22 protein-coding genes are annotated in these 25,581 nt (G+C 66.8%); 10 read left to right on the top strand and 12 right to left on the bottom strand.

Annotated features, from left to right (window positions below; all coding sequences use genetic code 11):
- Positions 1-67: 67 nt before the first annotated feature.
- Together E3O44_RS00905 and cls are read right to left on the bottom strand one after the other, a co-directional pair.
- Positions 68-301 carry a DUF7455 domain-containing protein gene (locus E3O44_RS00905; protein WP_134531803.1) on the bottom strand — a complete coding sequence of 78 codons (234 nt, stop codon included), beginning with the start codon at positions 299-301 and terminating at the stop codon, positions 68-70.
- A gap of 120 nt (positions 302-421) precedes the next feature.
- The gene (cls, locus tag E3O44_RS00910) at positions 422-1,876 is read right to left on the bottom strand and encodes a cardiolipin synthase (RefSeq protein WP_134531804.1); all 1,455 of its coding nucleotides are present in this window, start codon (positions 1,874-1,876) and stop codon (positions 422-424) included.
- A gap of 93 nt (positions 1,877-1,969) precedes the next feature.
- On the opposite strand from cls, the gene E3O44_RS00915 reads away from it, so the two are divergent.
- Both E3O44_RS00915 and E3O44_RS00920 read left to right on the top strand, forming a co-directional pair.
- Positions 1,970-4,051, top strand: coding sequence for a DNA gyrase/topoisomerase IV subunit B (locus E3O44_RS00915; protein ID WP_134532923.1), 2,082 nt, complete (start codon positions 1,970-1,972; stop codon positions 4,049-4,051).
- A gap of 71 nt (positions 4,052-4,122) precedes the next feature.
- On the top strand, positions 4,123-4,899 hold the full coding sequence (locus E3O44_RS00920; RefSeq protein WP_134531805.1) for an SDR family NAD(P)-dependent oxidoreductase: 777 nt from the start codon (positions 4,123-4,125) through the stop codon (positions 4,897-4,899).
- Between the two features lie 20 nt (positions 4,900-4,919).
- Here E3O44_RS00920 and E3O44_RS00925 read toward each other — a convergent pair whose 3' ends face one another.
- Both E3O44_RS00925 and E3O44_RS00930 read right to left on the bottom strand, forming a co-directional pair.
- On the bottom strand, positions 4,920-5,624 hold the full coding sequence (locus tag E3O44_RS00925) for an SDR family NAD(P)-dependent oxidoreductase (RefSeq protein ID WP_134531806.1): 705 nt from the start codon (positions 5,622-5,624) through the stop codon (positions 4,920-4,922).
- 30 nt (positions 5,625-5,654) lie between these two features.
- Positions 5,655-8,204 carry a DNA gyrase/topoisomerase IV subunit A gene (locus E3O44_RS00930; protein WP_134531807.1) on the bottom strand — a complete coding sequence of 850 codons (2,550 nt, stop codon included), beginning with the start codon at positions 8,202-8,204 and terminating at the stop codon, positions 5,655-5,657.
- Between the two features lie 107 nt (positions 8,205-8,311).
- Between E3O44_RS00930 and E3O44_RS00935 the strand changes: the two genes are divergently transcribed.
- Positions 8,312-9,466: an alkaline phosphatase family protein gene (locus tag E3O44_RS00935; RefSeq protein WP_134531808.1), complete on the top strand. Its 1,155-nt coding sequence runs from the start codon at positions 8,312-8,314 to the stop codon at positions 9,464-9,466.
- Between the two features lie 75 nt (positions 9,467-9,541).
- Here E3O44_RS00935 and E3O44_RS00940 read toward each other — a convergent pair whose 3' ends face one another.
- A complete protein-coding gene (locus tag E3O44_RS00940; protein ID WP_134531809.1) occupies positions 9,542-10,150 on the bottom strand; it encodes a DUF3043 domain-containing protein in 609 nt (202 codons plus the stop codon).
- A 37-nt stretch (positions 10,151-10,187) separates the two neighbouring features.
- Between E3O44_RS00940 and E3O44_RS00945 the strand changes: the two genes are divergently transcribed.
- The 5 genes from E3O44_RS00945 (at position 10,188) to ctaF (ending at position 15,322) form a co-directional block, all read left to right on the top strand.
- A complete protein-coding gene (locus tag E3O44_RS00945) occupies positions 10,188-11,624 on the top strand; it encodes a dipeptidase (protein WP_134531810.1) in 1,437 nt (478 codons plus the stop codon).
- Between the two features lie 121 nt (positions 11,625-11,745).
- Entirely contained in the window at positions 11,746-12,102 is a 357-nt protein-coding gene (erpA, locus tag E3O44_RS00950) for an iron-sulfur cluster insertion protein ErpA (RefSeq protein WP_134446531.1), read from the top strand.
- Positions 12,103-12,265: 163 nt separating this feature from the next.
- Entirely contained in the window at positions 12,266-13,153 is an 888-nt protein-coding gene (ctaC, locus tag E3O44_RS00955; protein ID WP_166792508.1) for an aa3-type cytochrome oxidase subunit II, read from the top strand.
- A 3-nt stretch (positions 13,154-13,156) separates the two neighbouring features.
- The gene (gene ctaD, locus E3O44_RS00960) at positions 13,157-14,899 is read left to right on the top strand and encodes an aa3-type cytochrome oxidase subunit I (protein WP_134531812.1); all 1,743 of its coding nucleotides are present in this window, start codon (positions 13,157-13,159) and stop codon (positions 14,897-14,899) included.
- Positions 14,900-15,322 (top strand): aa3-type cytochrome oxidase subunit IV, encoded by a 423-nt coding sequence (ctaF, locus tag E3O44_RS00965; RefSeq protein WP_134531813.1) that lies wholly within the window; start codon positions 14,900-14,902, stop codon positions 15,320-15,322.
- Positions 15,323-15,394: 72 nt separating this feature from the next.
- On the opposite strand, the gene E3O44_RS00970 is transcribed toward ctaF, so the two are convergent.
- The 5 genes from E3O44_RS00970 to ctaE all read right to left on the bottom strand — a co-directional run bounded on the left by E3O44_RS00970 (position 15,395) and on the right by ctaE (position 20,673).
- Complete coding sequence (locus tag E3O44_RS00970) at positions 15,395-16,312, bottom strand: putative RNA methyltransferase (RefSeq protein ID WP_134531814.1); 918 nt, start codon at positions 16,310-16,312, stop codon at positions 15,395-15,397.
- Positions 16,313-16,364: 52 nt separating this feature from the next.
- Positions 16,365-17,987, bottom strand: a complete 1,623-nt coding sequence (gene qcrB / locus E3O44_RS00975; protein ID WP_279238346.1) for a cytochrome bc1 complex cytochrome b subunit — start codon at positions 17,985-17,987, stop codon at positions 16,365-16,367.
- Positions 17,984-19,054 carry a cytochrome bc1 complex Rieske iron-sulfur subunit gene (qcrA, locus tag E3O44_RS00980; RefSeq protein ID WP_134531815.1) on the bottom strand — a complete coding sequence of 357 codons (1,071 nt, stop codon included), beginning with the start codon at positions 19,052-19,054 and terminating at the stop codon, positions 17,984-17,986. The genes qcrB and qcrA overlap by 4 nt, the downstream gene beginning before the upstream one ends.
- Positions 19,055-19,147: 93 nt before the next feature.
- The gene (gene qcrC, locus E3O44_RS00985) at positions 19,148-19,960 is read right to left on the bottom strand and encodes a cytochrome bc1 complex diheme cytochrome c subunit (protein WP_134531816.1); all 813 of its coding nucleotides are present in this window, start codon (positions 19,958-19,960) and stop codon (positions 19,148-19,150) included.
- Positions 19,961-19,983: 23 nt separating this feature from the next.
- The gene (ctaE, locus tag E3O44_RS00990; protein ID WP_134532927.1) at positions 19,984-20,673 is read right to left on the bottom strand and encodes an aa3-type cytochrome oxidase subunit III; all 690 of its coding nucleotides are present in this window, start codon (positions 20,671-20,673) and stop codon (positions 19,984-19,986) included.
- 85 nt (positions 20,674-20,758) lie between these two features.
- Between ctaE and trpD the strand changes: the two genes are divergently transcribed.
- Positions 20,759-21,811, top strand: a complete 1,053-nt coding sequence (gene trpD, locus E3O44_RS00995; protein WP_134531817.1) for an anthranilate phosphoribosyltransferase — start codon at positions 20,759-20,761, stop codon at positions 21,809-21,811.
- A gap of 118 nt (positions 21,812-21,929) precedes the next feature.
- Here trpD and glpK read toward each other — a convergent pair whose 3' ends face one another.
- Together glpK and E3O44_RS01005 are read right to left on the bottom strand one after the other, a co-directional pair.
- Positions 21,930-23,444, bottom strand: a complete 1,515-nt coding sequence (gene glpK, locus E3O44_RS01000; protein WP_134531818.1) for a glycerol kinase GlpK — start codon at positions 23,442-23,444, stop codon at positions 21,930-21,932.
- Between the two features lie 149 nt (positions 23,445-23,593).
- Complete coding sequence (locus E3O44_RS01005) at positions 23,594-24,358, bottom strand: MIP/aquaporin family protein (protein WP_134531819.1); 765 nt, start codon at positions 24,356-24,358, stop codon at positions 23,594-23,596.
- A 218-nt stretch (positions 24,359-24,576) separates the two neighbouring features.
- Between E3O44_RS01005 and dhaK the strand changes: the two genes are divergently transcribed.
- A complete protein-coding gene (gene dhaK / locus E3O44_RS01010; protein WP_134531820.1) occupies positions 24,577-25,578 on the top strand; it encodes a dihydroxyacetone kinase subunit DhaK in 1,002 nt (333 codons plus the stop codon).
- The last annotated feature ends 3 nt before the right edge of the window (positions 25,579-25,581 follow it).

Here is a 25,581-nt window from a genome sequence, read left to right on the forward strand (position 1 = left end):
ACCAGAAAAACGGCGCCGCCGCGACCTCAGTCGCGTCGACGCCGTTTCCGGGTCGTACTTCTCCGTGCTACGAACGCTGGTCTTCGAGGAGCCGGCTGGACTCGTCGTGCCAGCTGTCCGCGATGGCGGAGAGCTTCTCCTGGTGCTTGCGACCGTGGTGGGCGCAGAACATCAGTTCGCTGTTGTTGACGCTGACGCGGATGTACGCCTGCGCGCCACACGCGTCACACCTGTCGGCGGCCGTGAGCTGGTGAGTGGCGCTCTGGTTGTCGATGGCACCATGTGCTGCGATCTGGGACATTATTTTCCTCCTCCAGACTGATACCAAGCGATACCAATTGAACTTGGTCCTATACAAACACGGCCGACGCCCGATAAGGAGTCGATTCGGTTACATTTCGCTTACCGCGTAGCGGATTGTTCACTGCAGGGACGAGGTGAGCCTCGCCAGGCTGTCCCCGATTTTCTGAATGACCGGCCGGGCGAGCCAGTCGGCCAGGTCGAGCCTGACGCTGTTCGCCCGGTAGTCGTCCTCGACGAGCCGCATCCGGTCGGTGAAGTCCCGTCCGTGGACGAGCACGGAAATCTCCATGTTGAGGGAGAACGAGCGGATGTCCATGTTGCTCGACCCGATCACGGCGATGTCATCGTCGATCGTGAAGTGCTTGGCGTGCAGCACCGTCGGTGCGCGATACAGGTAGATGGCGACGCCGGCCCGCAGCAGTGCCTCGTAGTACGACCGCTGGGCGTGGTAGACGAGGGCCTGGTCTCCGATGGCCGAGACGAACAGTTCGACGTCGACGCCGCGGGACGCCGCGGTCAGGATCGCGAGGAGTGTGGACTCCTCCGGCACGAAGTACGGGCTCGTGATGCTCACCCGGCTTTCGGCCTTGTGGATCAGCAGGGCATACAGCTTGAGGTTGTTGTTGTTCTCGAAGCTCGGCCCGCTAGGAACGACCTGCGCGTCCACGTTCTCCACCCGGGAGTCAACGACGACCGGCGTCGTGTCGAGCGGAAGCAGGGCATCCGTCTCGCTGTACCAGTCGGTAACGAACACCGCGTCGAGCTCTCGCACGACCGGCCCGTCGAGTCGCACCATCAGCTCGTGCCAGCGCAGGCCTCGTGCGACGTTCTTCTTCTTCAGGTAGGTCGGGTCGATCAGGTTCTGCGAACCGGTGAACCCGATCCGGCCGTCGACGACGACGAGCTTGCGGTGGTTGCGCAGGTCGGGACGCTGCCACTGCCCGCGCAACGGCCGGAGCGGGAGCATTGCGTGCCATTCTGCGCCCATCTCCGTCAGGGCGGCGAGCGTCTCCGCCCGCCGCGGCAGGAGGAACCCCGACAGATGGTCGGAGAGCACCCGGACGGCGACCCCGCGGGCGATGGCGCGGCGCAGCGCGTCGAAGAACGGCTCCGTGACACTGTCGAGCACGAGGATGTAGAACTGGACGTGCACGTACTCCGTCGCGGTGTCGACGGCCGCCGTCATGGCCGCAAGGGATCCGTCGTAGTCCGGCAGCAGTTCGGCCCGGTTGCCGCCGACCATGGGGAGCGCACCCAGGTTGAGGTTCAGCCGCACCGCGGACGGCAGCCACGGCGGCCACTGGTCGCGGTGGCTGACCTGGTGGAAGCCCTCCGTTCGGGACAGGATCAGCTCGTTGACCTCGCGTTGTTTCTCCCTCCTGCGCGCGGGGAGCCGCCCGAATCCCACGAGCAGGAAGGCAATCGCTCCGAGGTACGGGATGAAGACGATCGTGAGCACCCAGGCGATCGCGCTCGACGGGGACCGGTTCGCCGACACCAGCACGGTCGCCGTGAAGCCGACGACGACGTGCACCGCGATCAGGACCAGCGTGACGGTTTCGATATCCTGCACCGGTGGGCCTCAGCGGGTGTTCGGGGACGACGCGATGACCGTGTTCATGCACATGAGCGTAGTCCCCGGTCCGGGCCCAGTATTCTTGGGATGGTGAGTTCTTCTGACTATTCCGCCCGCCACCTCTCGGTCCTCGAAGGCCTCGAGGCCGTGCGCAAGCGCCCTGGCATGTACATCGGCTCGACAGACTCCCGGGGGTTGATGCACTGCCTCTGGGAGATCATCGACAACTCCGTCGACGAGGCGCTCGGCGGATTCGGTGCCGGGATCGACATCGTGCTGCACCCGGACGCGAGCGTCGAGGTGAGCGACACCGCCCGCGGCATCCCCGTCGACATCGAACCGAAAACGGGGCTGACCGGCGTCGAGGTCGTCTTCACCAAGCTGCACGCCGGCGGCAAGTTCGGCGGCGGTTCATACGCGGCGTCCGGCGGACTGCACGGAGTCGGCGCATCCGTCGTCAACGCACTGTCCGAGCGCCTCGACGTCGAGGTCGACAGGGACGGCAAGACCTGGGCGATGTCGTTCCACCGCGGTGAACCCGGGATGTTCGCCGACACGGGGGAGAAGAGCCCCGACGCCCCCTTCACGCCCTTCGAGCACCAGAGCGAACTCCGTGTGGTCGGCAAGGTCCGTCGCGGTGTCACGGGAACCCGCATCCGCTATTGGGCCGACCGTCAGATCTTCACCAAGGGCGCGACCTTCCAGACCGAGGAACTGCTCGAGCGGGCCAGGCAGACGGCGTTCCTCGTGCCGGGGCTCGCCCTGTCGATCGACGACCGCCGTGGCGATGAGCCCGTTGTCGAGGTCTTCCGGTTCGAGGGCGGCATCTCCGAGTTCGTCGAGCACCTCTCCACGGATGCCGCCATCACGGACACCTGGCGCCTCACCGGCCAGGGTACTTTCACCGAGACCGTTCCGGTGCTGATGCCCACGGGCGCCATGGTTCCGACCGAGCTGGTCAGGGACTGCGCCGTCGATATCGCTCTCCGCTGGGGGACCGGCTACGACACGATCGTGCGCAGCTTCGTCAACATCATCGCGACGCCCAAGGGCGGCACCCACCAGGCCGGATTCGACGCCGGCCTGATCAAGTTCCTCAGGGCCCAGGTCGAGCTCAACGCACGCAGGCTCAAGATGGGCTCGGACAAGCTCGAGAAGGACGACGTGATGGCGGGGCTCACCGCCGTCCTCACCGTGCGCCTGCCCGAGCCGCAGTTCGAAGGACAGACCAAGGAAGTTCTCGGGACCCCCGCCGTACGCGCGATCGTCGCGAACGTCGTCGCCCAGGCGATGAACGAACGCTTCGTGTCCACCCGGCGCGACGACAAGGCCCAGGCGGCCGTACTGCTCGACAAGATCGTCGCCGAGATGAAGTCGCGCATTTCCGCGCGCGCCCACAAGGAGACGCAGCGGCGGAAGAACGCCCTGGAAAGCTCCTCGCTGCCCGCCAAGCTCGTCGACTGCCGCAGCAACGACGTGCTCAACAGCGAGCTGTTCATCGTCGAGGGCGATTCGGCGCTCGGCACCGCCAAGCTCGCGCGGGACAGCGAGCACCAGGCCCTTCTGCCCATCCGGGGCAAGATCCTGAACGTGCAGAAGGCATCCGTCGCCGACATGCTCTCCAACCTCGAGTGCGCCTCGATCATCCAGGTGATCGGCGCCGGCTCCGGCCGGAGCTTCGATCTCTCCGCGGCACGCTACGGCAAGGTCATCATCATGAGCGATGCCGACGTCGACGGCGCGCACATCCGCACCCTGCTGCTGACGCTGTTCTTCCGGTACATGCGCCCGATGATCACCGAGGGGCGGGTGTTCGCCGCCGTGCCACCGCTGCACAGAGTGGTCGTGATGAATCCGGGGTCGAAGCCCAACGAGACCATCTACACCTACTCGGAGCCCGAGCTGCACAACGTGCTCGCCGGCCTGAAGAAGAGCGGCAAGCGTTACCAGGATCCGATCCAGCGGTACAAGGGGCTCGGCGAGATGGACGCGGACCAGCTGGCGACGACGACGATGGAGCGATCGCACCGGATGTTGCGCCGGGTGCGGGTCGCCGACGCCGAGCAGGCCGGGAAGGTCTTCGAACTCCTGATGGGCAACGATGTCGCCCCGCGCAAGGAATTCATCATCGACAGCTCCGACAAGCTCAGCAGGGACCGCATCGACGTGTAGAGCCTGTTCACGGTGATATGGTCACCGCACACTGCCGGCACTGGCGCCGGCACAGGCGGAGGGCAGTCGAGATGAGCACTCAGGCGGAACAGGCACCGTTCCAGCAGGCACGATTCACCGGCCGGACCATCATCGTGACCGGGGCGGGCAGCGGCATCGGGAAGGCGACGGCGCTCCGGCTCCTCGGCGAGGGGGCCCGCGTCATCGCCGCGGACATCTCCGCCGAGCGGCTCGCGGCGCTGCAGCTCGAGAGCGGCAGCGAGCGGCTCGTCGGGGTTGCCGGGGACGTGAGCCTGCAGGCCGATGTCGATGCACTCGTCCTCGCCGCTGGGCCGACTGTCGACGGGCTGGTCAACAATGCCGGGATCATGGATGCGTTCCTGCCGACCGCGGAGATCACGGACGAGGTCTGGGAACGGGTCTTCCGGGTCAACGTGACCTCGCAGATGCGGCTGATGCGCGCCGTGCTGCCCGGCATGGTCTCGGCCGGTTTCGGCCGGATCGTGAACATTGCGAGCGAGGCGGGGATCCGAGCCGGGGCGTCCGGCACGACGTACAGCGCGTCCAAGCATGCCGTGATCGGGCTGACCAAGAGCACCGCCCTGTTCTACGGGCCGAAGGGAGTGCGCTGCAACGCGGTCGCCCCCGGCGCGGTCAAGACCAACATCGAGGCTCCGTTCCTCTCGGCGTGGGCGGCGGAGCGCCTAGGACCCATCATGCAGACGACCATTCCGGCGCCCGCGGAGCCGGAGGATCTCGCCGCCTCGATTTGCTGGCTGCTGAGCGAGGACTCGCCCAACGTCAACGGCGCCGTCCTGATGTCCGACGGCGGCTGGTCGACGATCTAGAGAGCTCCGCGCTGTCGGGATCAGGCCGGTGGGGCGAAGGCGGAACTGGGCAGGTCGCGCTCCCGGGCGGCGAGGGCGGCAACGATCCGCGCGGCGACGTCCCCTGGCTGCAGACCGGCAGGGAAGCTCGGCGCGACGCCGGAGATCGGACGGTCGGCGAGGCCCGTTTCGGTATGCCCGGGGCGGGCGTCGATCAGGCGGATGCCGCTGCGCCGGAGTTCGCGCCCCGCGGCCTGGCCGAATGCGGCGAGGGCGGCCTTGGACGCCGAGTACGCCGCGAGGCCTGCGGTCGGGCTCTCGCTCACGACGCCGCTGATCGTCAGGAAGAACGGCTCCCGGCCTGCAGCGGCGGATGCCGTGAGGCTGTCCGTCGCGGCGCGGAGCAGCCGGATCGGCGCGAGGGCGTTCACGGCGAAGAGCTTCTCGAGGGCGTCGTCCGGGAGCGTACGAGCCGGTCCGAAGGCGACGACACCGGCCGCGTTGACGACCCCGTCGAGTCCTCCGGAGGACTGGACCGCGCGCGCGACCAGCGCGTCGACCGCCGCGGCGTCGGTGAGGTCGCCCGTGACGATGCTGCCAGGGATCCCGAGGGCTTCGAGCCTGGCCGCGTCACGTCCGGCCAGGACGAGTGTCGCGCCGGCCGCGGAGAGCTGCCGGGCGATTTCGCGACCGATGCCACCGGTTGCGCCGACGACCAGAATGACCGAGCCGGGAAGTGTAGTCATTCCGACACTGTAGCGGGGTGTGCGGGCCGTTCAGGCGATCCGGGAGCCGATCGTGCCGACCAGGGCCTCGAGCATCGTGCCTGAGGCGTCACGTCTGGCCCCGGTCTCCGGGAGGGTGCGCGGGGCTCCGTCCGGACCGACCGCGCGGGCGGGCGTTGGACCCACCCAGGCGACGGCGATGGCGTCTTCCCCCTTGAGGAACCGATGGGCGCGCACCCCGGACGTCGCCCGGCCCTTGGCGGGGAATTCGGTGAATTCGGAGACCTTGGCACTGCCGGGGTCCGTTCCGGCGAGGGTGTGGCTGGATGCCGCGACGGTGACGACGACGGCGGCCTCCGCATCAACGGGCGCGAGGCTCGTGAAGAACAGGGCCCGGGCATCCGCTGCGAGCTTGATGCCGGCCATGCCGCCGGCCAGCCGGCCCTGCGGCCGCACCGACGATGCCGGGAAGCGCAGGAGCTGGGCGTCGGACGTGACGAAGATGAGTTCGTCGTCTTCCGCACCCTGCACGGCACCGACGACGGCGTCCTTCGGCTTGAGCTGGATGATCTCGAAGTCCGGCCGGTTGGCCCAGTCGCCCGCGACGACGCGCTTGACCGTGCCGAACTTCGTTCCGAGCGCGATGGAGCGGTCCGACTCGAGGGACACGAGTGCGAGCACGGTTTCGGACCTGTCGGTCAGGCCCAGATAGTCGGCCACGCGCACGCCGGCCCCGAGCTGGATCGACGTGGGAGGCATCACGGGCAGGTCGACCGGCGTGAACCGGATCAGCCTGCCGTGGCTCGTGACGGCGCCGACCTCGGCACGGCTCGTCGTGTCCAGGGTGGAGAGCACGGCGTCGTGCTTGCTGCGGCGCTGGGCGGGCACGGTCCTGGTCCGGGGCGCGGATGCCGCATCCCCGGTTTCGGTCACGGCGTCGTCCGCCGGGAGGGGATCGAGATCGAAGGGGGTGTCACCGGCGGGCTCGATGGCAGCGAGGTCGACCCTGGCGATGCGGCCGGTCGCACTCAGGTAGACCCGGGTGGGTGTGTCGGTGAGTTCGAGCGCCGGGGCGTTGCGCTTGGCGACGGCGCCGGCGATGCTCGGCTTGGCCTCGGTGAGGAGGGTGCGGCGCGGGGTGCCGAACTTCTCCGCGACGGCGGCGAGCTCGTCGGAGACGAGGGTGCGGATGGCCTGCTTGCTCCCGAGGAGTTTTTCGAGGGCGGCGATCTCGGCGAGGAGCTGGTCGCGCTCTGCCTCGAGTTCGATCTGGGAGAAGCGGGTGAGGCGGCGCAGCCGGAGTTCGAGGATGTACTCGGCCTGGATCTGGCTCAGCTCGAAGACGTCGATCAGGCGGGTGCGGGCCTGCTCGGTGTCGTCGCTCGTGCGGATCACCTGGATGACTTCGTCGATGTCGACGATGGCGACGAGGAGGCCCTCCACGAGGTGCAGGCGCTCCGTGCGCCTGGCCAGACGGTAGGCGCTGCGCCGGGTGACGACCTCGATCCGGTGGCCGACATAGACCGACAGGAGTTCGCGCAGGCCCAGGGTCTGCGGTCCGCCGTCGACGAGGGCGACCGCGTTGATGTTGAAGGAATCCTCGAGGGGGGTGTACCGGTAGAGCTGCTCGAGGACTGCGAGGGGACTGAAGCCGGTCTTGATGCCGATCACGAGCCGCAGGCCGTGGGTGCGGTCCGTGAGGTCCGTGACGTCGGAGATGCCGCTGAGCTTCTTGGAGGTGACGCCGTCCTTGATCTTTTCGATGACCCGCTCCGGGCCGACGAGATACGGAAGCTCGGTGACGACGAGGCCCGATTTCCGGGCCGTGATGGCCTCGACGCTGACCTTGGCGCGGGTCTTGAAACTGCCACGGCCGGTGAGGTAGGCGTCCTTGATCCCGGCGAGGCCGACGATCGTGCCGCCGGTCGGCAGGTCGGGACCCGGCACGTACTCCATCAGCTCGTCGAGCGTCGCGTCGGGGTGGGCGAGCAGATGCCTGGCCGCGCCGACGACCTCGATGAGGTTGTGCGGCGCCATGTTCGTCGCCATGCCGACGGCGATGCCCGCCGCCCCGTTGACGAGCAGGTTCGGGTACGCGGCGGGGAGCACGTCCGGCTGGGTCAGCTGGTTGTCGTAGTTCGGGACGAAGTCGACGACGTCCTCGTCGAGGTTCTCCGTCATCGCGAGGGCGGGGGCGGCGAGGCGTGCCTCGGTGTACCGCGGTGCGGCGGGGCCGTCGTCGAGCGACCCGAAGTTGCCGTGGCCGTCGATGAGGGGCACCCTGAGGGTGAAGGCTTGGGCCATCCGCACGAGCGCGTCGTAGATGGCGGTGTCGCCGTGCGGGTGCAGCTTCCCCATCACCTCGCCGACGACGCGTGCGGACTTCACGTGGCCCTTGTCCGGCCGCAGGCCCATTTCGGCCATCTGGTACAGAATCCGCCGCTGCACGGGCTTGAGACCGTCCCTCGCATCGGGGAGGGCGCGGGAATAGATCACCGAGTACGCGTACTCCAGGAACGATCCCTGCATCTCCGTGGAGACATCGACGTCCTCGATGCGTTCGGTGAAGGCTGCGGGCGGGGTAACGGGTGTGCGGCTCATTCGTGAATTCTGCTCGGGGTGCTCCGGTGGCAGGACCAGCGGCACGTTCGGGTGGGCACGCAGGCTGCGCGCCAGTGCAGGGTCCGGTCCGTGACAGACTTGACCCAATGCCCCCCATGCTACCGGCCCGCCAATTCAGTGCGCTGCGCCTTGCCGACGTCCTGTCAAGTTGCCACGCTGCGGTCCTCGGCCGGGAGAATGCACTCGGCCTCGCGGTCGTCGCCAAGGCCGTCGTCGTGCTCGTCGACGGCCTCGGCGTCAGCTCACTGCGGGCACGGGCCGGCCATGCCCGCTACCTCACGTCGAAACTGACGAGGGCCGGCGTCGTCGACACCGTCTTCCCTGCGACGACCGCTGCCGCGATCACGACCCTGACCACCGGGGTCGAACCGGGTCGGCACGGGCTCGTCGGCTACCGGGCGCTCGACACCGCCAACGACAGGGTCGTCAACCAGCTGGGCGGCTGGGACGACGGGATGCCGCCGGAGACCTGGCAGAGGTCGCGTACCGTCTTCGAGCGCGCCGCCGCCGACGGTGTGCCGAGTTTCACCATCGGCCCCAAGCGCTACGCCCACTCCGGATTCACCCTCGCGTCCCTCCGCGGTGCGCTCTACGTGCCGGCGGAGAGCATCTCCGATCGGTTCGCGGCGGCCCGCGCCCTGCTCGACACCGAGCCGCGCGCCCTCGTCTACCTGTACGTGCCGGAACTCGACGTCGCCGCACACGCGCACGGCTGGGAATCCGCGAAGTGGCTCGCAGCCCTCGAGGCCCTCGACTCCGCCGCCGGGCGCTTCGCTTCCGGGTTGCGCCGGGACGAGGGGCTCATCGTCACCGCAGACCACGGCGTCCTCGACGTGCCCGCCACGAAACACGTGCTCTTCGACAGTGTTCCGGAACTCGTCGCGCCGGTGCGGCACATCGGGGGAGACCCGCGCTGCGTCTACCTGTACCTCGACGAGACCCCCGGGGGCTCCGGGGCAGAGGCCGCGACCGCGCTGGCCGAGACCTGGCGCGAGGTCGAGGGCGACCGCGCCTGGATCTTCACGCGGGCGGAGGCCGTCACGGCCGGACTGTTCGGGACCGTCGACGACGAGGTGCTGCCCAGGATCGGTGACGTGATCGTCGCCGCACGGAAGGCCGTCGCCTACTACGACTCCCGCGAGCCGAACCAGTCTGCCCGGTCGATGATCGGCCAGCACGGTTCGCTCACGGACGAGGAACTGCGCGTCCCCGTGATCCGCGACGGCGCCTTCGGCGCCTGACCGCGGCATCCGCGGGGAAAAAACTTCAGGCCCGCACCCCAGAGGGGAACGGGCCTGAGACCAGCCGATCGAGGCTCAGGCGGGGTACTGCCCGCGCTTGACCTGAGGCTTCGGAAGGCGCATCGCCCGCAGCTGGAGGGCGCGCATGGCCGCGTACCAGCGCACGCGCTCCGCCTTGGCATCGCCGAACTTCGCCTTCACCTTACGGGTGAGGGTGAAACCGAGAATCGTGCAGTCCACGACGGCGATCAGGAAGAAGGCCCAGAGAGCGAGGATCCCGTAGGTCTGCACATTCCGGTCGGGGAAGAAGGTGAGCAGGATGACGAGGAACATCACCGGGATCATGAACTCGCCGATGTTGACGCGGGCGTCCACGTAGTCGCGCACGTAGCGCTTCTGCGGACCGCGTTCGCGAACGGGGAGGAACTTGTCCTCACCGGCGGCCATTCCGATCCTGGCCCTGTCGCGGGTCTCCGCGGACTTCGCACGCGCCTGACGCGCGGCGAGCTTGCGGTCGTCCGGCACGAGGGGGCGCCGGTTGGCGGCCTCCTGCTCCTTACGACTCGGCGTCGGCTGGCCCTTCCCTTCCGGGTGGCCGGCGGGGTGGGCGGCGGCGAGGCGCGCCCTCGTCTCGTCGATCGATTCAATCGGCGGTTGTGCGTCTGGGTTCACTGGCTTGGCCACATCAGTTCCTTGCAATTAGTTGGCTTAAGATTACCTGATGACCGTTACTCGAGATACTGCACCCGAAGCCGCGAACGCGGACGCCCCTGTGCGCGCCGCAGTCGAGGCCGCCCTCCCCGCGACCATCGCAGACCTGTGCGCCCTCGTGCGCATCCCGTCCGTGTCCTGGGACGCGTTCGATCCGGCCAGGGTGGCGGAAAGCGCTGAGGCCGTCGCCGCCCTCGTGCGGGGTCTCGACGTCTTCGACGAGGTCGTCGTGACCCGCTCGGGAATCCCCGGCACCGCGGAACTGGGCCAGCCTGCCGTCCTCGCGCACCGGCCGGCCCGCAACGGCCGCCCGACCGTGCTGCTGTATGCGCACCACGACGTGCAGCCCCCCGGCCAGGACATCGACTGGGAATCCACCCCGTTCGAGCCGACCGTTCGCGGAGACCGCCTCTACGGCAGAGGCGCGGCGGACGACAAGGCCGGCGTGATGGCACACGTCGCATCGATCCGGGCACTGGCCGAGACGGCCGGTCCCGACTTCGACCTCGGAATCGCCGTGTTCATCGAGGGCGAAGAGGAATTCGGCAGTCGTTCGTTCGCAGCCTTCCTCGAAGACAACCGCGAGTCGCTTCGTGCCGACGTCATCGTCGTCGCCGACTCGAACAACTGGGATGTGGACACCCCCGCCCTCACGGTCGCCCTGCGCGGCAACGTGACGTTCCGCCTGACCGTGCGCACCCTCGACCACGCGTCCCACTCCGGCATGTACGGGGGAGCGGTGCCGGACGCCATGATGGCGACCGTGCGGCTCCTCGCGAGCCTCTACGCCGAAGACGGCTCCGTTGCGGTCGACGGTCTCACGAGCAGGGACGTCCCTGCTCCCGAATACACCGAGGAACAGCTGCGCCTGGAGACCGGTCTCCTCGACGGTGCGACGCCCATCGGCCACGGTCCGCTGCTCAGCCGGCTCTGGTCCCAGCCCGCCATCACCATCACGGGCATCGACGCCCCGAGCGTTGCGAACGCCTCGAACACGCTGTCGCCGGTCGTGAGCGTGCGGTTGAGTACCCGGATCGCTCCCGGCCAGCCCGCCGCGGAGGCGTTCCAGGCCCTCGAGGCGCACCTGCGCGCCCACGTCCCCTACGGGGCGAGCATCGAGATCGACGACGTCGACACCGGAGAGGCGTTCCTCGTCGACGACAGCGGCTGGGCGGTACCGCTCGCGCTCGGGGCGATGACGGATGCCTGGGGCAAGCCCCCGGTCAACGTCGGCATCGGCGGCTCCATCCCGTTCATCTCGGATCTCGTCCGGGTGTTCCCGGAGGCCCAGATCCTCGTCACCGGGGTCGAAGATCCGGACTCCCGCGCGCACAGCCCCAACGAGTCCCTGCACCTGGGCGTGTTCAAACGGGCGGTCCTCGCCGAGGCCTTCCTGCTCGACCGGCTCAACCGCCGCACCGGCACTCCGGCCGCTCCCGCGCGGTGAGAGCATCCGCCTGGGTCAGCACCCGCCTGGGTCAGCATCCGCGAGGCGGGAATTACTGCGGCGGACTCACCGTTGCTGCAGGTAGAATCTGTCAGAATTCGAGCACAGCGCAAGGAGCGTCATGACCGACACCATCACAACCAGCACCGCCGCCCACGGAGTGGGCCTGAGCGAGGCCGCAGCACTGAAGGTACGAAGCCTGCTCGCCCAGGAAGGCCGCGAGGACCTGCGCCTCCGCGTCGCCGTCCAGCCCGGCGGCTGCTCCGGCCTCATCTACCAGCTCTACTTCGACGAGCGCGTGCTCGACGGTGACGCTCTCGTCGATTTCGACGGGGTCGAGGTCGTCGTCGACAAGATGAGCGTTCCGTACCTGGACGGGGCCTCCATCGACTTCGAGGACACCATCCAGAAGCAGGGCTTCACCATCGACAACCCCAATGCCGGCGGCAGTTGCGCCTGCGGGGATTCGTTCAGCTAGGGAATCACGGACGGTGCCGGGCGAGCCGCCTGGCACCTCGGGGTGTATTCGTTACCGGATCAGCGCCTGCGCTGCACCCCGGAGCCCATCCCGAGCAGTAGGCTGTCATTCACACAGAGGCACTTCCGATGAAGTGATGTCGAGACTCCCCGAAAGGTTACTGGTGCGCAAAAACCACCGTCTCCGATGGGCTGCAATTCCGATCGCAGCGTCGTTGGTCATTGTTCTAGCGGGGTGCACCCAAGCCCAGCTCCACGGCTTCCTGCCCGGCTTCGTCGAGGGCGAACCGGCGGTGACGAACCAGACCGACCGTGTCGCCGGACTCTGGACGACATCCTGGATCGTGCTCCTGATCGTCGGGCTGATCACCTGGGGCCTCACGATCTGGGCCGTGGTCGTCTACCGGCGCCGCAAGGGCCAGACCGGACTCCCGGTCCAGCTGCGGTACAACATGCCGATCGAGATCTTCTACACGATCGTTCCGCTCATCCTCGTCATCGGCTTCTTCGCGTTCACCGCGCGGGACCAGGCGGCCATCGAGGCTCGCTTCGACTCGCCGGACGTCAAGATCGAGGTCATCGGCAAGCAGTGGGCCTGGGACTTCAACTACGTCAACGAAGACGTCTACTCCGCCGGGATCCAGGGCCAGCCGAACCTCGACGGCCCCAAGGGCTCCCTCGTCGAATCCGAGCTGCCCACGCTCGTCCTCCCGGTGGGCAAGAAGGTCGAACTCGCGCTCGAGTCCCGCGACGTCATCCACTCCTTCTGGGTCATCGACTTCCTCTACAAGAAGGACATGATCCCGGGCAAGACCAACTACATGTCGGTCATCCCCGAGCGGATCGGCACGTATTCCGGCAAGTGCGCCGAGCTGTGCGGTGAATACCACTCGCTCATGCTCTTCAACGTCAAGGTCGTGTCCGAGGCCGACTACGAGGCGTACACGGCCTCGCTCAAGGCTGCCGGGAACACCGGCCAGCTCGACAACGGGTACAACCGCAACCAGAATCTTCCGGGCACATCCGCCCCGGCGGTAGAGGAAGGCAAGTAGGCCATGACCACAACCGCACCCGCAGCAGCTGCGACGCCGGCCGCCCCGACCGCTAACCGTCGTCCCACGGGCGTCGAGCGCAAGGGCAACGTCCTTGTTCGCTGGATCACCTCCACCGACCACAAGGTGATCGGGTACATGTACCTCATCACGTCGTTCGTCTACTTCTGCCTCGCCGGCGTGATGGCGCTCGTCATCCGCGCACAGCTCTTCGAGCCCGGACTCGAAGTCGTGCAGACCAAGGAGCAGTACAACCAGCTCTTCACGATGCACGGCACGATCATGCTGCTGATGTTCGCGACGCCGCTGTTCTTCGGCTTCGCGAACTCGCTGATGCCGCTTCAGATCGGTGCCCCCGACGTTGCCTTCCCCCGCCTCAACGCCTTCTCGTTCTGGGCATTCTTCTTCGGCAGCCTCATCGCCGTCGGCGGGTTCCTGACCCCGCAGGGAGCAGCATCCTTCGGCTGGTTCGCCTACCAACCGCTCGCGAGCACGACGTTCTCGCCCGGCGTCGGCGGAAACCTGTGGATGGTCGGCCTGGGACTGTCCGGGTTCGGCACCATCCTCGGCGCGGTCAACTTCATCACGACGATCATCACCATGCGCGCCCCGGGCATGACCATGTTCCGGATGCCGATCTTCACCTGGAACACGCTCGTCACGTCGCTGCTGGTCCTGATGGCGTTCCCCGTGCTCGCCGCAGCACTGCTCGCAGCGGCCTCCGACCGCATCTTCCTCTCGCATATCTACGACCCGGCCAACGGCGGTGCCATCCTCTGGCAGCACCTGTTCTGGTTCTTCGGCCACCCCGAGGTGTACATCATCGCGCTGCCGTTCTTCGGCATCGTCTCCGAGGTGTTCCCGGTCTTCAGTCGTAAGCCGATCTTCGGCTACAAGACGCTCATCTACGCGACCATCTCGATCGCCGCCCTGTCGGTCGCTGTCTGGGCACACCACATGTATGTGACCGGTTCGGTGCTGCTGCCGTTCTTCTCGCTCATGACGATGCTCATCGCCGTTCCGACGGGTGTGAAGATCTTCAACTGGATCGGCACGATGTGGCGAGGGTCGCTGACCTTCGAAACACCGATGCTGTGGGCGCTCGGCTTCCTCGTGACGTTCACCTTCGGCGGGCTCACCGGAGTCATCCTGGCCTCGCCGCCGCTCGACTTCCACGTCTCGGACACCTACTTCGTCGTGGCGCACTTCCACTACGTCATCTTCGGCACCGTCGTGTTCGCCATGTTCAGCGGCTTCTACTTCTGGTGGCCGAAGTGGACGGGCAAGATGCTCAACGAGAGCCTCGGCAAGTGGCACTTCTGGATCCTGTTCATCGGCTTCCACACGACCTTCCTCGTGCAGCACTGGCTCGGTGTCGTCGGTATGCCGCGCCGCTACGCCTCGTACTCTCCGGAGGACGGCTTCACCTGGATGAACCAGCTGTCGACGATCGGCTCGATGATCCTCGCCGTCTCGATGATCCCGTTCTTCCTGAACGTCTACATCACGGCCCGCAAGGCGCCGAGGGTGACCGTCAACGACCCGTGGGGCTTCGGCGCATCGCTCGAGTGGGCCACGTCGTGCCCGCCGCCCAGGCACAACTTCACGTCGATTCCGCGCATCCGCTCGGAGCGCCCTGCATTCGACCTCAACCACCCCGAGGTCGCGATGCCGGTCGGAATCGGACCGGGCAAGGATGCGCCCGATGCACCCGTCTACGACGCCGGAACGAACGAGGTCAAATAAATGAGGGCAAACACCAACCTGCTCTGGCTGCTCGCGGGCTTCTTCGCCCTTGTGACGGTCGCGTACATCATCTGGGGCCTCGTCGACCCGCACCAGCACAGCATCGAATGGGCGGGCACCTTCGCCCTGGCGCTGAGCTCGGTGTTCGTGAGCTTCGTCGCGTTCTACCTCTCCCGGGTGCACGGCGCCCAGGGCGGGGAGCTGCCGGAAGACCGCCTCGACGCCAACGTCGACGACGGCGACCCGGAGGTCGGCTTCTTCAGCCCGTGGAGCTGGTGGCCCATCCTCCTCGCTGCGAGTGCGGCGTTGCTGTTCCTCGGCCTCGCGGTCGGTTTCTGGATCTCGATCATCGCTGTCGGTGTCGGTGTGATCTGCCTCATCGGCTGGGTATACGAGTACTACCGCGGTAACTTCGCGCGCTAGTCATCCTGGTTCGCGAAAGCGGGTGAATCGTCGGTCTCAGTTCCTGAGAACGACGATTCACGCGCTTTCGCGTTAACGGGGGAGAAGGGGGACTGGGCGGCGGCGGAAGCCGAGGACGTCGAAGGAGAACGTGACGGGACGGGTCTCCGGCCAGCGGTCCGCGATCGTCTCCGTGCCCGTGTGGTGTGCCGACGGGCCCATGCCGATCACAGCGGCCACGTCGCCCGCTCCGAGCCGGTGACGGCCGGAGACCCCGATCAGGGTCTCGAGGGCGAACCAGGGCTCCAGGGCCACGCGCAGGTCTTCGGCCTTGTTCGGTGGGATGTCGAGGGTCAGTCCCGCATCCCGCAGCTCACGCAGATGGTCGTCGTGGGGCACGACGACCGCGAGGAGACCGTCGTCGCGGAGCACGCGATGGAACTCCGCGGGATTTCGGGGAGCGAAGACGTTCAGGAGAACATCGGCGACGCCGGTCCGGACCGGAAGGTCGGCCCAGACGTCGGCGACGAGCCCGTCCACCTGCGCCACCTGCGCGACCTGCACCGCCTGTGCCGGCTCGGGGAGGCTGACGTCTGCGACGGCAGCGTGTCCCTGTCGCGAGCCGGCCACGGTGCGGGCGACGGCGACGGGGGAGAGATCCATGCCCAGAGCCGCGGCCTCGGGGCACGCGTCGGTCACGCCGCGGAGGTAGTAGCCCGTGCCGCAACCGATATCGAGGACCCGGGTCGGGTCCTCCGCCGCGACGAGCGTGGTGAGGGCCGTGCGGAGGTCGTCGTACCAGCCTGCTTCGAGGAAGGCCGTGCGCGCGTCGAGCATCGCGGCGTTGTCACCGACCACATGGCTGCGCCCGCCTAGGAGCGACACGTAGCCGCGCCGGTTGGCGTCGAACGAGTGCCCCGCAGTGCAGCGCAGCACGAGGCCGCCTGCCGGCGTGAGCGGGGAGAAACAGTTCGGGCACCGAAGCCACTCCGACAGGGTCTGGAGGGACATCGATGCCCGATCTGTTCATGTTGTGTTGTGGTGGGGGTGGAACGACCGCTGGTTAGTGGTGGTCCCCGTGGCTCTGCTCGAGCTCCGTCGTCGTGACCGGTACGATCCGGTCCTCGAAGAACCAGCGGGAGAGTCCGCCGCGCAGGCGCTGTCCCGTCGTGATCTTGCCCTGGTCGTTCGGGCGGATCATCAGCGGCTTGTAGTCCGAGTAGCTCACGAGCTTCCAGCGCTCGTACTCGTCGACGGGCTGGTGCACCTCGATGTACTCACCACCGGGCAGACGCACGATCCGGCCGGATTCGTAGCCGTGCAGGACGATCTCGCGATCCTTCTTCTGGAGCGCGAGGCAGACCCGCTTGGCGACGAAGAACGCGATGAACGGTCCGACGATCGTGGCGAACTGGCAGGCGTGGATGACACCCTCCATCGTCACGTGGAAGTGCGTGGCGATGATGTCCGAGGAAGCGGTCGACCACAGCGCGGCGTAGAACGTCACGCCGGCGGCGCCGATTGCCGTGCGCGTCGGGGCGTTGCGCGGGCGGTCGAGGATGTGGTGCTCGCGCTTATCGCCGGTCACCCAGGCCTCGATGAAGGGATAGATCAGCACGACGAGGATGAAGAGTCCGAGGCTGACCAGAGGAATCAGGATGTTGAACGACCAGGTGCGGTCGAGCCAAACGAACTCGAGCCCCGGCGGAATCAGGCGCAGCGCCCCGTCGGCAAAACCGATGTACCAGTCCGGCTGGGTACCGGCAGACACCGGAGAAGGATCGTACGGGCCGTAGTTCCAGATCGGGTTGATCGTGAACAACGACGCCATCAGCATCACGACACCGAAGACGATGAAGAAGAATCCGCCGGCCTTGGCGGCGTACACCGGGAGGACCGGGTAGCCGACGACGTTCTTGTTCGTGCGCCCGGCGCCGGGGTACTGGGTGTGCTTGTGCACGACGACGAAGAGCAGGTGCATCGCGATCAGGGCGATGATGATCGCGGGCAGCAACAGGATGTGGAGCGAGTACAGCCGCCCCACGATCGCCTCACCGGGGAACTCGCCGCCGAAGAGCAGGAAAGAGATCCAGGTGCCGATCAGCGGGATGCCCTTGACCATTCCATCGATGATGCGCAGGCCGTTGCCGGACAGCAGGTCATCGGGGAGCGAGTACCCGGTGAAGCCCTCGGCCATCGCGAGGATGAAGAGGATGAAGCCGATGACCCAGTTCAGTTCGCGGGGCTTGCGGAATGCACCCGTGAAGTAGATCCGCAGCATGTGCAGGCCGATGGACGCCACGAACAGCAGGGCCGCCCAGTGGTGTACCTGGCGCATCAGGAGTCCGCCACGGATGTCAAAGGAGATGTTGAGCGACGAGGACATCGCCGCCGACATCTCGACGCCCTTGAGCGGCACGTAGGAGCCCTCGTAGTGGACGGGTGCCATCGAGGCGCTGAAGAAGAACGTCAGGAACGTTCCGGACAGCAGGATGATGACAAAGCTGTACAGGGCAACCTCACCGAGGAGGAAGGACCAGTGATCGGGGAAGATCTTCCGGCCGAGTTCCTTCACCGCGGTGGAGATGCTCGTGCGCTCGTCGATATAGTTCGCCGCTGCGCCCGTGAAGCCGCCGCTGGTCTTCGTCGTCTCGACCACGCCTGTGGTCGTTTTCGTGATACTCAATGCCGCTCCCAGAAACTCGGTCCGACGGGTTCAGTGAAATCGCTCTGCGCAATGAGGTAGCCCTCGGAGTCTACGGCGATGGGCAGCTGGGGGAGCGGCCGCTTGGCCGGCCCGAAGATGACCTCGCAGTGGTTCGACACGTCGAACTGTGACTGGTGGCACGGGCAGAGCAGATGGTGGGTCTGCTGTTCGTAGAGGGCGACAGGGCAGCCGACATGGGTGCAGATCTTGGAATATGCGACGATGCCGTCGTACGACCAGCCTGCACGCTCGGGGAGTTCGTTGAGGTCCTCGGGCTTGAGGCGCATCAGCAGCACGGCCGCCTTGGCCTTTTCTTCCAGGCGACCGCTCGGGAGGTCCTGGAGACCCTCCGGGATGACGTGGAACGCGGAGCCGAGAGTGACGTCGGAGGCCTTGATCGGGGTGCCGGTCGGGTCGATCGCCAGCCGGGTCCCCTTCGTCCACATCGTGTGCTCGAGCAGCGCGGACGGGTTCTCGTTCATCGGACCCAGGCCTCGGAAGAGAACGACCGCGGGAAGGGGGAAGGCGATGAGCGCGCCGATGAGGCTGTTGCGGATGAGGCTGCGGCGTCCGATCCCGGACTCCTCGTTGGCTTCGGCGAAGATCTCGACGGCCCTGGCCCTGGTCTCATCCGACCCGCGAACGGGGTGGCGGATGTCGATGCCTTCGTGGTCGCTCATCAGTGCCTTGCCCCAGTGCACGGCGCCGATGCCGATCGCCAGGAGCGCGAGTGCCAGGCCGAGGCCGATGAAGAGGTTGTTCAGCCGGACGGAACCCGGGTCGGTCTCCACGATCGGGAACGCCATGTACGCGGCGATCGCGAAGACGCTGCCGACGATCGACAGGTAGAAGAGCGTGTAGACCGTGCGCTCGGCACGACGTTCGGCGCTCGGGTTCAGGTCCGTGACGCGGGGGCGGTGCGGCGGGAATCCGGGGTTGCCCACGGCGTCCCGCACCACGACGGCTGTGCCGGCGTTCGCGGGGTCGTGCCCGGTGCCGGAGTCAGCAGCGGTGAGGTCCTTCCCGCTGTTATCGTCCGTGGCCATTGTGCTCCTTCGTCTGCTGTGTGTCGTGCAGTTGTGTCATATGCAGTTGTGTCTGCTGCATTCTTCTGATTCCGCGCCCTCTTCGGATGCGGGTCAGTTCGATTTTGCGGTGATCCACACCGTGAGCCCGACGATCGCGCCGAGGCCGAAGATCCAGAGGAAGAGGCCCTCGGAAACCGGTCCGAGTGAGCCGAGTGCGTAGCCGCCCGGGGAGGGGTTGTTCTCCAGGTACTTGAGGTACGTGATGATGTCGCGCTTGCTCTCCGGGGAGATGTTCATGTCGTTGAAGACCGGCATGCTCTGCGGTCCAGTGATCATGGCCTCGTAGATGTGCTGGGCCGAGACACCGTCGAGAGCGGGTGCGAACTTACCCTGTGTGAGGGCTCCGCCGGCGCCGGCGACGTTATGGCACATCGCGCAGTTGATGCGGAACAGCTCGGCGCCGTTTGCCGAGTCGCCCTGCGCGTCGAGGTACCGGGCGTCGGGGACGGCGGGACCGGGGGCGAGGGAGGCGACGTAGGCGGCGAGGGAGGCAATCTGTTCCTCGGTGAACACGACGGCCTTCTTCTCGGCCTGCGGACCGTCCATCTGCATGGGCATCCGGCCGGTGCCGACCTGGAAGTCCACGGATGCCGCGCCGACGCCGATGAGGCTGGGTCCGGATCCGGTGCCGGCGGCGGCCAGTCCGTGGCAGGTTGCGCAGTTGCTGGCGAAGAGCTTCTTGCCTTCTCCGATGGTCTGCTGAGACGATGCATCCGTCTGGGCACTCGCGGTGCTCGTACTGAACAGCGCATACGCACCGCCGGTGAAGAGCAGTCCGATGGCGATCAGCGCGACACTGGCAAGTGGGCTGCGGCGGCCGGATTTGCGCGCGCGGGCCGGCTTGGGGGTGTTGGTCTTGGTCATTCTGAGGTGTCCGCTCCGGATCTCTATTTGAGGACGTAAATGACGAGGAAGAGGCCGATCCAGACGACATCGACGAAGTGCCAGTAGTACGAGACGACGATGGCGCTCGTCGCCTCCTTGTGACCGAAGTTCTTGACCGCGAATCCGCGGCCGATGACCAGGAGGAAGGCGATCAGTCCGGCCGTGACGTGAATGCCGTGGAAGCCGGTGGTGAGGTAGAACGCCGAACCGTATGCGTTGCTCTGGAGCGAAACGCCCTCGGAGACCAGGGTGGCGTACTCCCAGATCTGCCCGGACACGAAGACGGCGCCGAGGGCATACGTGAGGAAGAACCACTCGACCATGCCCCACTGGCTGGGTTTCCAGCCTGTTGAGCGGGCCTGGAGACGCTCCGCGGCGAACACGCCGAACTGGCACGTGATCGACGAAGACACGAGGATCAGGGTGTTCACGAGCGCGTAGGGGAAATTGTGCTTCTCAGCTTCGAACTGCCAGAGTTCCGGCGACGTCGAACGCAGCGTGAAATAGATGGCGAACAGGCCTGCGAAGAACATGACTTCGCTGCCCAGCCACACAATGGTGCCGACAGCAACGCTGTTGGGCCGATTTACCACGGGCGCTGTGGCTGAATAAGTTATCGAAGGGCTCGTCACTCGTCCATTATGGCCGATTTCATCGCGGGGGTGCGCACCATGCTGATCCGGGTCCCGCATTTGTCCAAAAGGTGACCAGATTGGAACGAAAGCGCCGTTGGGCCAGATTCGGAACGCGGGAGCCGATGCGCTTAAGATCGGTTCCATGCTCGAAATCCAGTCCTGGCCCAATGTCCTCAGTGCCCTGCTCAATGGGGAGGACCTGAGCGTGTCCGACGCTGCGTGGAGCATGGAGCAGGTGATGCAGGGTCACGCGACACCGGCCCAGATCGCCGGATTCGTCGTTGCGCTGCGCGCAAAGGGCGAGACGGTCGACGAAATCGTCGGTTTCCGCGACGCCATCCTCGAACATGCCGTGCACCTCCCGGTCGACCCGATGGCGCTCGATATCGTCGGCACGGGTGGCGATCGCTTCGGCACCGTCAACATCTCGACAATGGCTTCGATCGTCTGTGCCGGCGCGGGCGTTCCGGTGATCAAGCACGGGAACCGGGCAGCGAGCTCGGCATCGGGGGCCTCCGACGTGCTGTCCGCCCTCGGCATCGACCTGACTCTCTCCGCGGAGAAGGTCGCGGCGATCCTCGAGGCGACAGGAATCACCTTCGCATACGCCGCCGCCTTCCACCCCGGCTTCCGGCACGCCGGAGCGGTCAGGGCCGAACTGGGGATCCCGACCGTCTTCAACTACCTCGGGCCGCTCTGCAACCCCGCACGTCCGGAGGCATCCGCCGTGGGCGTGGCGAGCCTCGACCGCGTTCCCCTCATCGTCGGAGTCTTCCAGACCCGAGGAGCGGCAGCCCTGGTCTTCCGCGGGGACGACGGACTCGACGAACTCACGACGACGGGCCACAGTCACGTCTGGGAGGTGTCCCGGGGGCTCGTGACCGAGCACGACATCGACCCACGCGATCTCGGCATCCGCCGCGCCACGATGGGCGAACTCCTCGGCGGCGACCCGGCGCACAACGCCGCGGTCGTGCATCAGACGCTCGCCGGAGAGACGGGCGCCGTGCGGGACATCGTGCTCCTCAACGCAGCGGCCGGTCTGGTCGCCTTCGATCTCGCGAAGAATCCGGCGTCAGCACAGTCGAGCATCCTCGACCGATTCCGCGACAAGCTCACCGTGGCAGCGGAGTCCATCGACTCCGGCGCCGCCGCGGCCAAACTCGCAGAGTGGGTCGCGGCCAGCCGCGCCTAGTCACCAGGCCGGAGCAGCGTACCCCGAACCGATTCGACGGAGATTCTGGTGGAAAGAGCTTAAGACCCGCTCCCCGGTGTTGCAGACCCAGAGTCTCCGTCGAATCAGTGCGGTGTTGCTAGAGGACGTCCTCGTCGACCCAGCCGAAGGTCTTCGTGACGGCCTTCTTCCAGTTGCGCAGCTGCCGGTCGCGCTCGGCCACGCTCATCTGCGGCGTCCAGCGACTGTCCTCCTGCCAGTTGGCGCGGAGCTCGTCGAGGCCGCTCCAGAAACCGACCGCGAGCCCGGCGGCGTATGCCGCACCGAGCGCCGTCGTCTCCGCGACGACGGGCCGGACGACCGGCACGCCGAGGATGTCGGCCTGGAACTGCATGAGGGTGTTGTTGGCGATCATGCCGCCGTCGACCTTGATCTCGGTGAGCGGAACCCCGGAGTCGGCGTTGACCGCGTCGATCACCTCCCTGGTCTGGAACGCGGTGGCCTCGAGCGCCGCCCTGGCGATGTGGCCCTTGTTCACGAAGCGGGTCAGCCCGACCAGCGCGCCCCGGGCATCCGAACGCCAGTACGGCGCGAACAGCCCCGAGAACGCCGGCACGAAGTAGGCGCCGCCGTTGTCGTCGACGGACTTCGCGAGCGTCTCGACCTCTTCGGACGAGCTGATCATGCCGAGGTTGTCGCGCAGCCACTGCACGAGCGCACCGGTGACGGCGATCGATCCCTCGAGCGCGTAGTGCGGTTCGGCGTCGCCGAGCTTGTAGCCCAGGGTCGTGAGGAGCCCGTTCTTGGAGTGCACGATCTCGGTACCGGTGTTGAAGATCAGGAAGTTACCGGTGCCGTAGGTGTTCTTCGCCTCGCCCTGGTCGAACGCGGCCTGGCCGAACGTCGCCGCCTGCTGGTCGCCGAGGATTCCCGAAATCGGGACTTCGCGAAGCAGGCTGTGCTCGTTGACCGTGCCGTAGACCTCGGAGGAGGAGCGGATCTCGGGCAGCATCGACCGAGGCACGTCGAACGCGGCGAGGATGTCGTCGTCCCACTGCAGGGTCTCGAGATCCATGAACAGGGTGCGGCTCGCGTTGGTGACGTCGGTCGCGTGCACGCCGCCCTCGAGGCCGCCGGTGAGGTTCCAGAGCACCCAGGAGTCCGTCGTGCCGAACATCAGCTCGCCGGCATCCGCCTTGGCCCGGGCGCCCTCGACGTTCTCGAGGATCCAGACGATCTTCGTGCCGGAGAAGTACGTGGCGAGCGGCAGGCCGACCTGCTTCTTGAAGCGCTCGACACCGCCGTCGGCGGCGAGGCGGTCGACGATGGGCTGGGTGCGGGTGTCCTGCCAGACGATCGCGTTGTAGACGGGGAGCCCGGTGGTGCGGTCCCAGACCACGGCGGTCTCGCGCTGGTTGGTGATGCCGACCGCGACGATGTCGTGCCGGGTCAGGTTCGCCTTGGACAGCGCCTGCCCGATGACCTCACGGGTGTTGTTCCAGATCTCCATCGGGTCGTGCTCGACCCAGCCGGCCTGCGGGAAGATCTGCTCGTGCTCGAGCTGGCCGGTCGAGACGATCGAACCGGCCTTGTCGAAGATGATCGCCCGGGAACTCGTGGTGCCCTGGTCGATGGCGATGACGTATTGGGCCATGGAATACCTCCTTGTATTGTTCTGACTCGTGCTGATACTGACTGGTGCTGATACTGACTGACCGGTGGTTCACTTTCAGAAGCTACTGATGGACATGCAGAAGCCGACCGGCCGGCCCGCGTTGGGGAACCGGCCGGTCGGCCAACGCGCTAGGTGAGGATGGGCAGGAGAGCGTACGAGGCCCATCCCGCGAGGACGCCGCCGATGATCGGCCCGACGACCGGAACCCAGGAGTACGCCCAGTCGGAGGATCCCTTGCCCTTGATCGGCAGGATGAAGTGCGCGATGCGCGGGCCGAGGTCACGGGCCGGGTTGATCGCGTACCCGGTCGGGCCACCGAGCGAGGTGCCGATCACAATGACGAGCAGGGCCACCGGAAGGGCGCCCAGGGCGGCGAGGCCGCCTGAGGTGCCCTGGCGGCCGCCGCCGAAGGCGATCACGACGAAGACCAGCACGAAGGTGCCGATGATCTCAGTGACGAGGTTCCAGCCGTAGGAGCGGATGGCCGGACCGGTCGAGAAGACGCCGAGCTTGTTGGCCGGGTTCGGTTCCTGGTCGAAGTGCTGCTTGTACGCCAACCAGCAGAACACGGCCCCGATAATGGCACCGAGGAGCTGGGCCGCGATGTAGACGAGCACCGACAGGAAGTTCACCGGAACCCCGGAGCCGAACTCGGTCGCACCGGAAGCGACGAGGCCGAGGGTGACGGCGGGGTTGAGGTGTGCACCGGAGTTGTACGCCACGATGACGCCGGAGAAGACGGCGAAACCCCACCCGATGGTGACCATCAGGAAGCCGCCACCGAGGCCTTTGTTCTTGGCCAGGGCGACGTTGGCTACGACACCGGTACCGAGGAGGACGAGCATCGCGGTGCCCACGACCTCCGACAAGAAAACGACTCCAATATTGTCCACGTTGACCTTCCTAGGTAGGGCTCGAGCGCTGAACAGTCTGGTCGCGGTGAGCGACTGGCAACACCATAGCGCGCTGATATCCCGAGCGAAATGGGCAGGTGGAGGGCTGGTTCGTCCCTTACCTCCTCGCCGTCCTGCGCGTAGGTTAAGGACAGCTCCGTATCGACTGGAAAGATGCGACGCCGACCGATCATCCCCGTCCGACCGAAGGAAGAGTCATGAAGAAGCTCGTCAATGATCCCAAGAACGTTGTCGATGAGGCAGTGGCCGGGTTCGCCGCCGCGCACGGAGACATCGTGCGCGTGTCCAGCGATCCCACTTTCATCGTCCGCGCCGACGCCCCGGTGACCGGCAAAGTCGGCCTGGTCAGCGGAGGGGGAAGCGGCCATGAACCGATGCACGGCGGATTCGTCGGCGTCGGCATGCTCGACGCCGCCGTACCCGGTGCCGTCTTCACCTCGCCGACCCCCGATCCCATCCTCGCCGCGACGCAGGCGGTCAACGGCGGTGCCGGAGTTCTGCACATCGTCAAGAACTACACCGGTGACGTGCTCAATTTCGAGACGGCTGCAGACCTCGCCCTCGCGGACGGCATCGAGGTCCGCACCGTCATCGTCAATGACGACGTCGCCGTGAAGGACTCGCTGTACACCGCCGGACGTCGCGGAGTCGCAGGAACGGTCCTCGTCGAGAAGATCGCCGGAGCGGCGGCCGAACGCGGTGACGACCTCGCGGCCGTCGCCGCCGTCGCGGAGAAGGTCATCGGACAGGTGCGCACGATGGGCGTTGCGCTGACACCGTGCGTCGTTCCGCACGCGGGGGAGCCGAGCTTCACCCTGGCAGAGGACGAGATCGAGATCGGCATCGGCATCCACGGCGAGCCGGGAAGGGAGCGGATCAAGCTCGAGCCCGCAGACGCCATCGTCGACCGTCTCCTCGGCCCGATTCTCGAGGACATTCCGTTCGTGAGCGGGGATTCGGTGCTCCTCCTCGTCAACGGGATGGGCGGAACCCCACAGATCGAGCTCTACATCGTCTTCCGGAGGGCCGCAGAAGTCCTTGCCGCCAAGGGGATCACGGTGACCCGCACGCTGGTCGGGAATTTCACCACGTCCCTCGAAATGCAGGGCATGTCCATCACCGTTCTCAAACTCGATGACGAGCTCACGGCGCTCTGGGATGCGCCGGTGCAGACTGCGGCGCTACGGTGGGGACGGTAGAAG

It is taken from the genome of Cryobacterium algoricola, assembly GCF_004402485.1.
Taxonomy (GTDB): domain Bacteria; phylum Actinomycetota; class Actinomycetes; order Actinomycetales; family Microbacteriaceae; genus Cryobacterium; species Cryobacterium algoricola.

What these genes read in the sequence shown, in the direction of transcription:
- E3O44_RS00970 (WP_134531814.1), bottom strand. Translation starts at nt 16,312, where the DNA reads ATGTCCCTCCAGACCCTGTCGGAGTGGCTTCGGTGCCCGAACTGTTTC.
- glpK (WP_134531818.1), bottom strand. Translation starts at nt 23,444, where the DNA reads ATGGCCCAATACGTCATCGCCATCGACCAGGGCACCACGAGTTCCCGG.
- dhaK (WP_134531820.1), top strand. Translation starts at nt 24,577, where the DNA reads ATGAAGAAGCTCGTCAATGATCCCAAGAACGTTGTCGATGAGGCAGTG.
- qcrA (WP_134531815.1), bottom strand. Translation starts at nt 19,054, where the DNA reads ATGGCCACGGACGATAACAGCGGGAAGGACCTCACCGCTGCTGACTCC.
- qcrC (WP_134531816.1), bottom strand. Translation starts at nt 19,960, where the DNA reads ATGACCAAGACCAACACCCCCAAGCCGGCCCGCGCGCGCAAATCCGGC.
- E3O44_RS00930 (WP_134531807.1), bottom strand. Translation starts at nt 8,204, where the DNA reads ATGAGCCGCACACCCGTTACCCCGCCCGCAGCCTTCACCGAACGCATC.
- E3O44_RS00920 (WP_134531805.1), top strand. Translation starts at nt 4,123, where the DNA reads ATGAGCACTCAGGCGGAACAGGCACCGTTCCAGCAGGCACGATTCACC.
- E3O44_RS00935 (WP_134531808.1), top strand. Translation starts at nt 8,312, where the DNA reads ATGCCCCCCATGCTACCGGCCCGCCAATTCAGTGCGCTGCGCCTTGCC.
- ctaD (WP_134531812.1), top strand. Translation starts at nt 13,157, where the DNA reads ATGACCACAACCGCACCCGCAGCAGCTGCGACGCCGGCCGCCCCGACC.
- ctaE (WP_134532927.1), bottom strand. Translation starts at nt 20,673, where the DNA reads ATGCGGGACCCGGATCAGCATGGTGCGCACCCCCGCGATGAAATCGGC.
- E3O44_RS00945 (WP_134531810.1), top strand. Translation starts at nt 10,188, where the DNA reads ATGACCGTTACTCGAGATACTGCACCCGAAGCCGCGAACGCGGACGCC.
- trpD (WP_134531817.1), top strand. Translation starts at nt 20,759, where the DNA reads ATGCTCGAAATCCAGTCCTGGCCCAATGTCCTCAGTGCCCTGCTCAAT.
- E3O44_RS00905 (WP_134531803.1), bottom strand. Translation starts at nt 301, where the DNA reads ATGTCCCAGATCGCAGCACATGGTGCCATCGACAACCAGAGCGCCACT.
- ctaF (WP_134531813.1), top strand. Translation starts at nt 14,900, where the DNA reads ATGAGGGCAAACACCAACCTGCTCTGGCTGCTCGCGGGCTTCTTCGCC.
- E3O44_RS00925 (WP_134531806.1), bottom strand. Translation starts at nt 5,624, where the DNA reads ATGACTACACTTCCCGGCTCGGTCATTCTGGTCGTCGGCGCAACCGGT.
- erpA (WP_134446531.1), top strand. Translation starts at nt 11,746, where the DNA reads ATGACCGACACCATCACAACCAGCACCGCCGCCCACGGAGTGGGCCTG.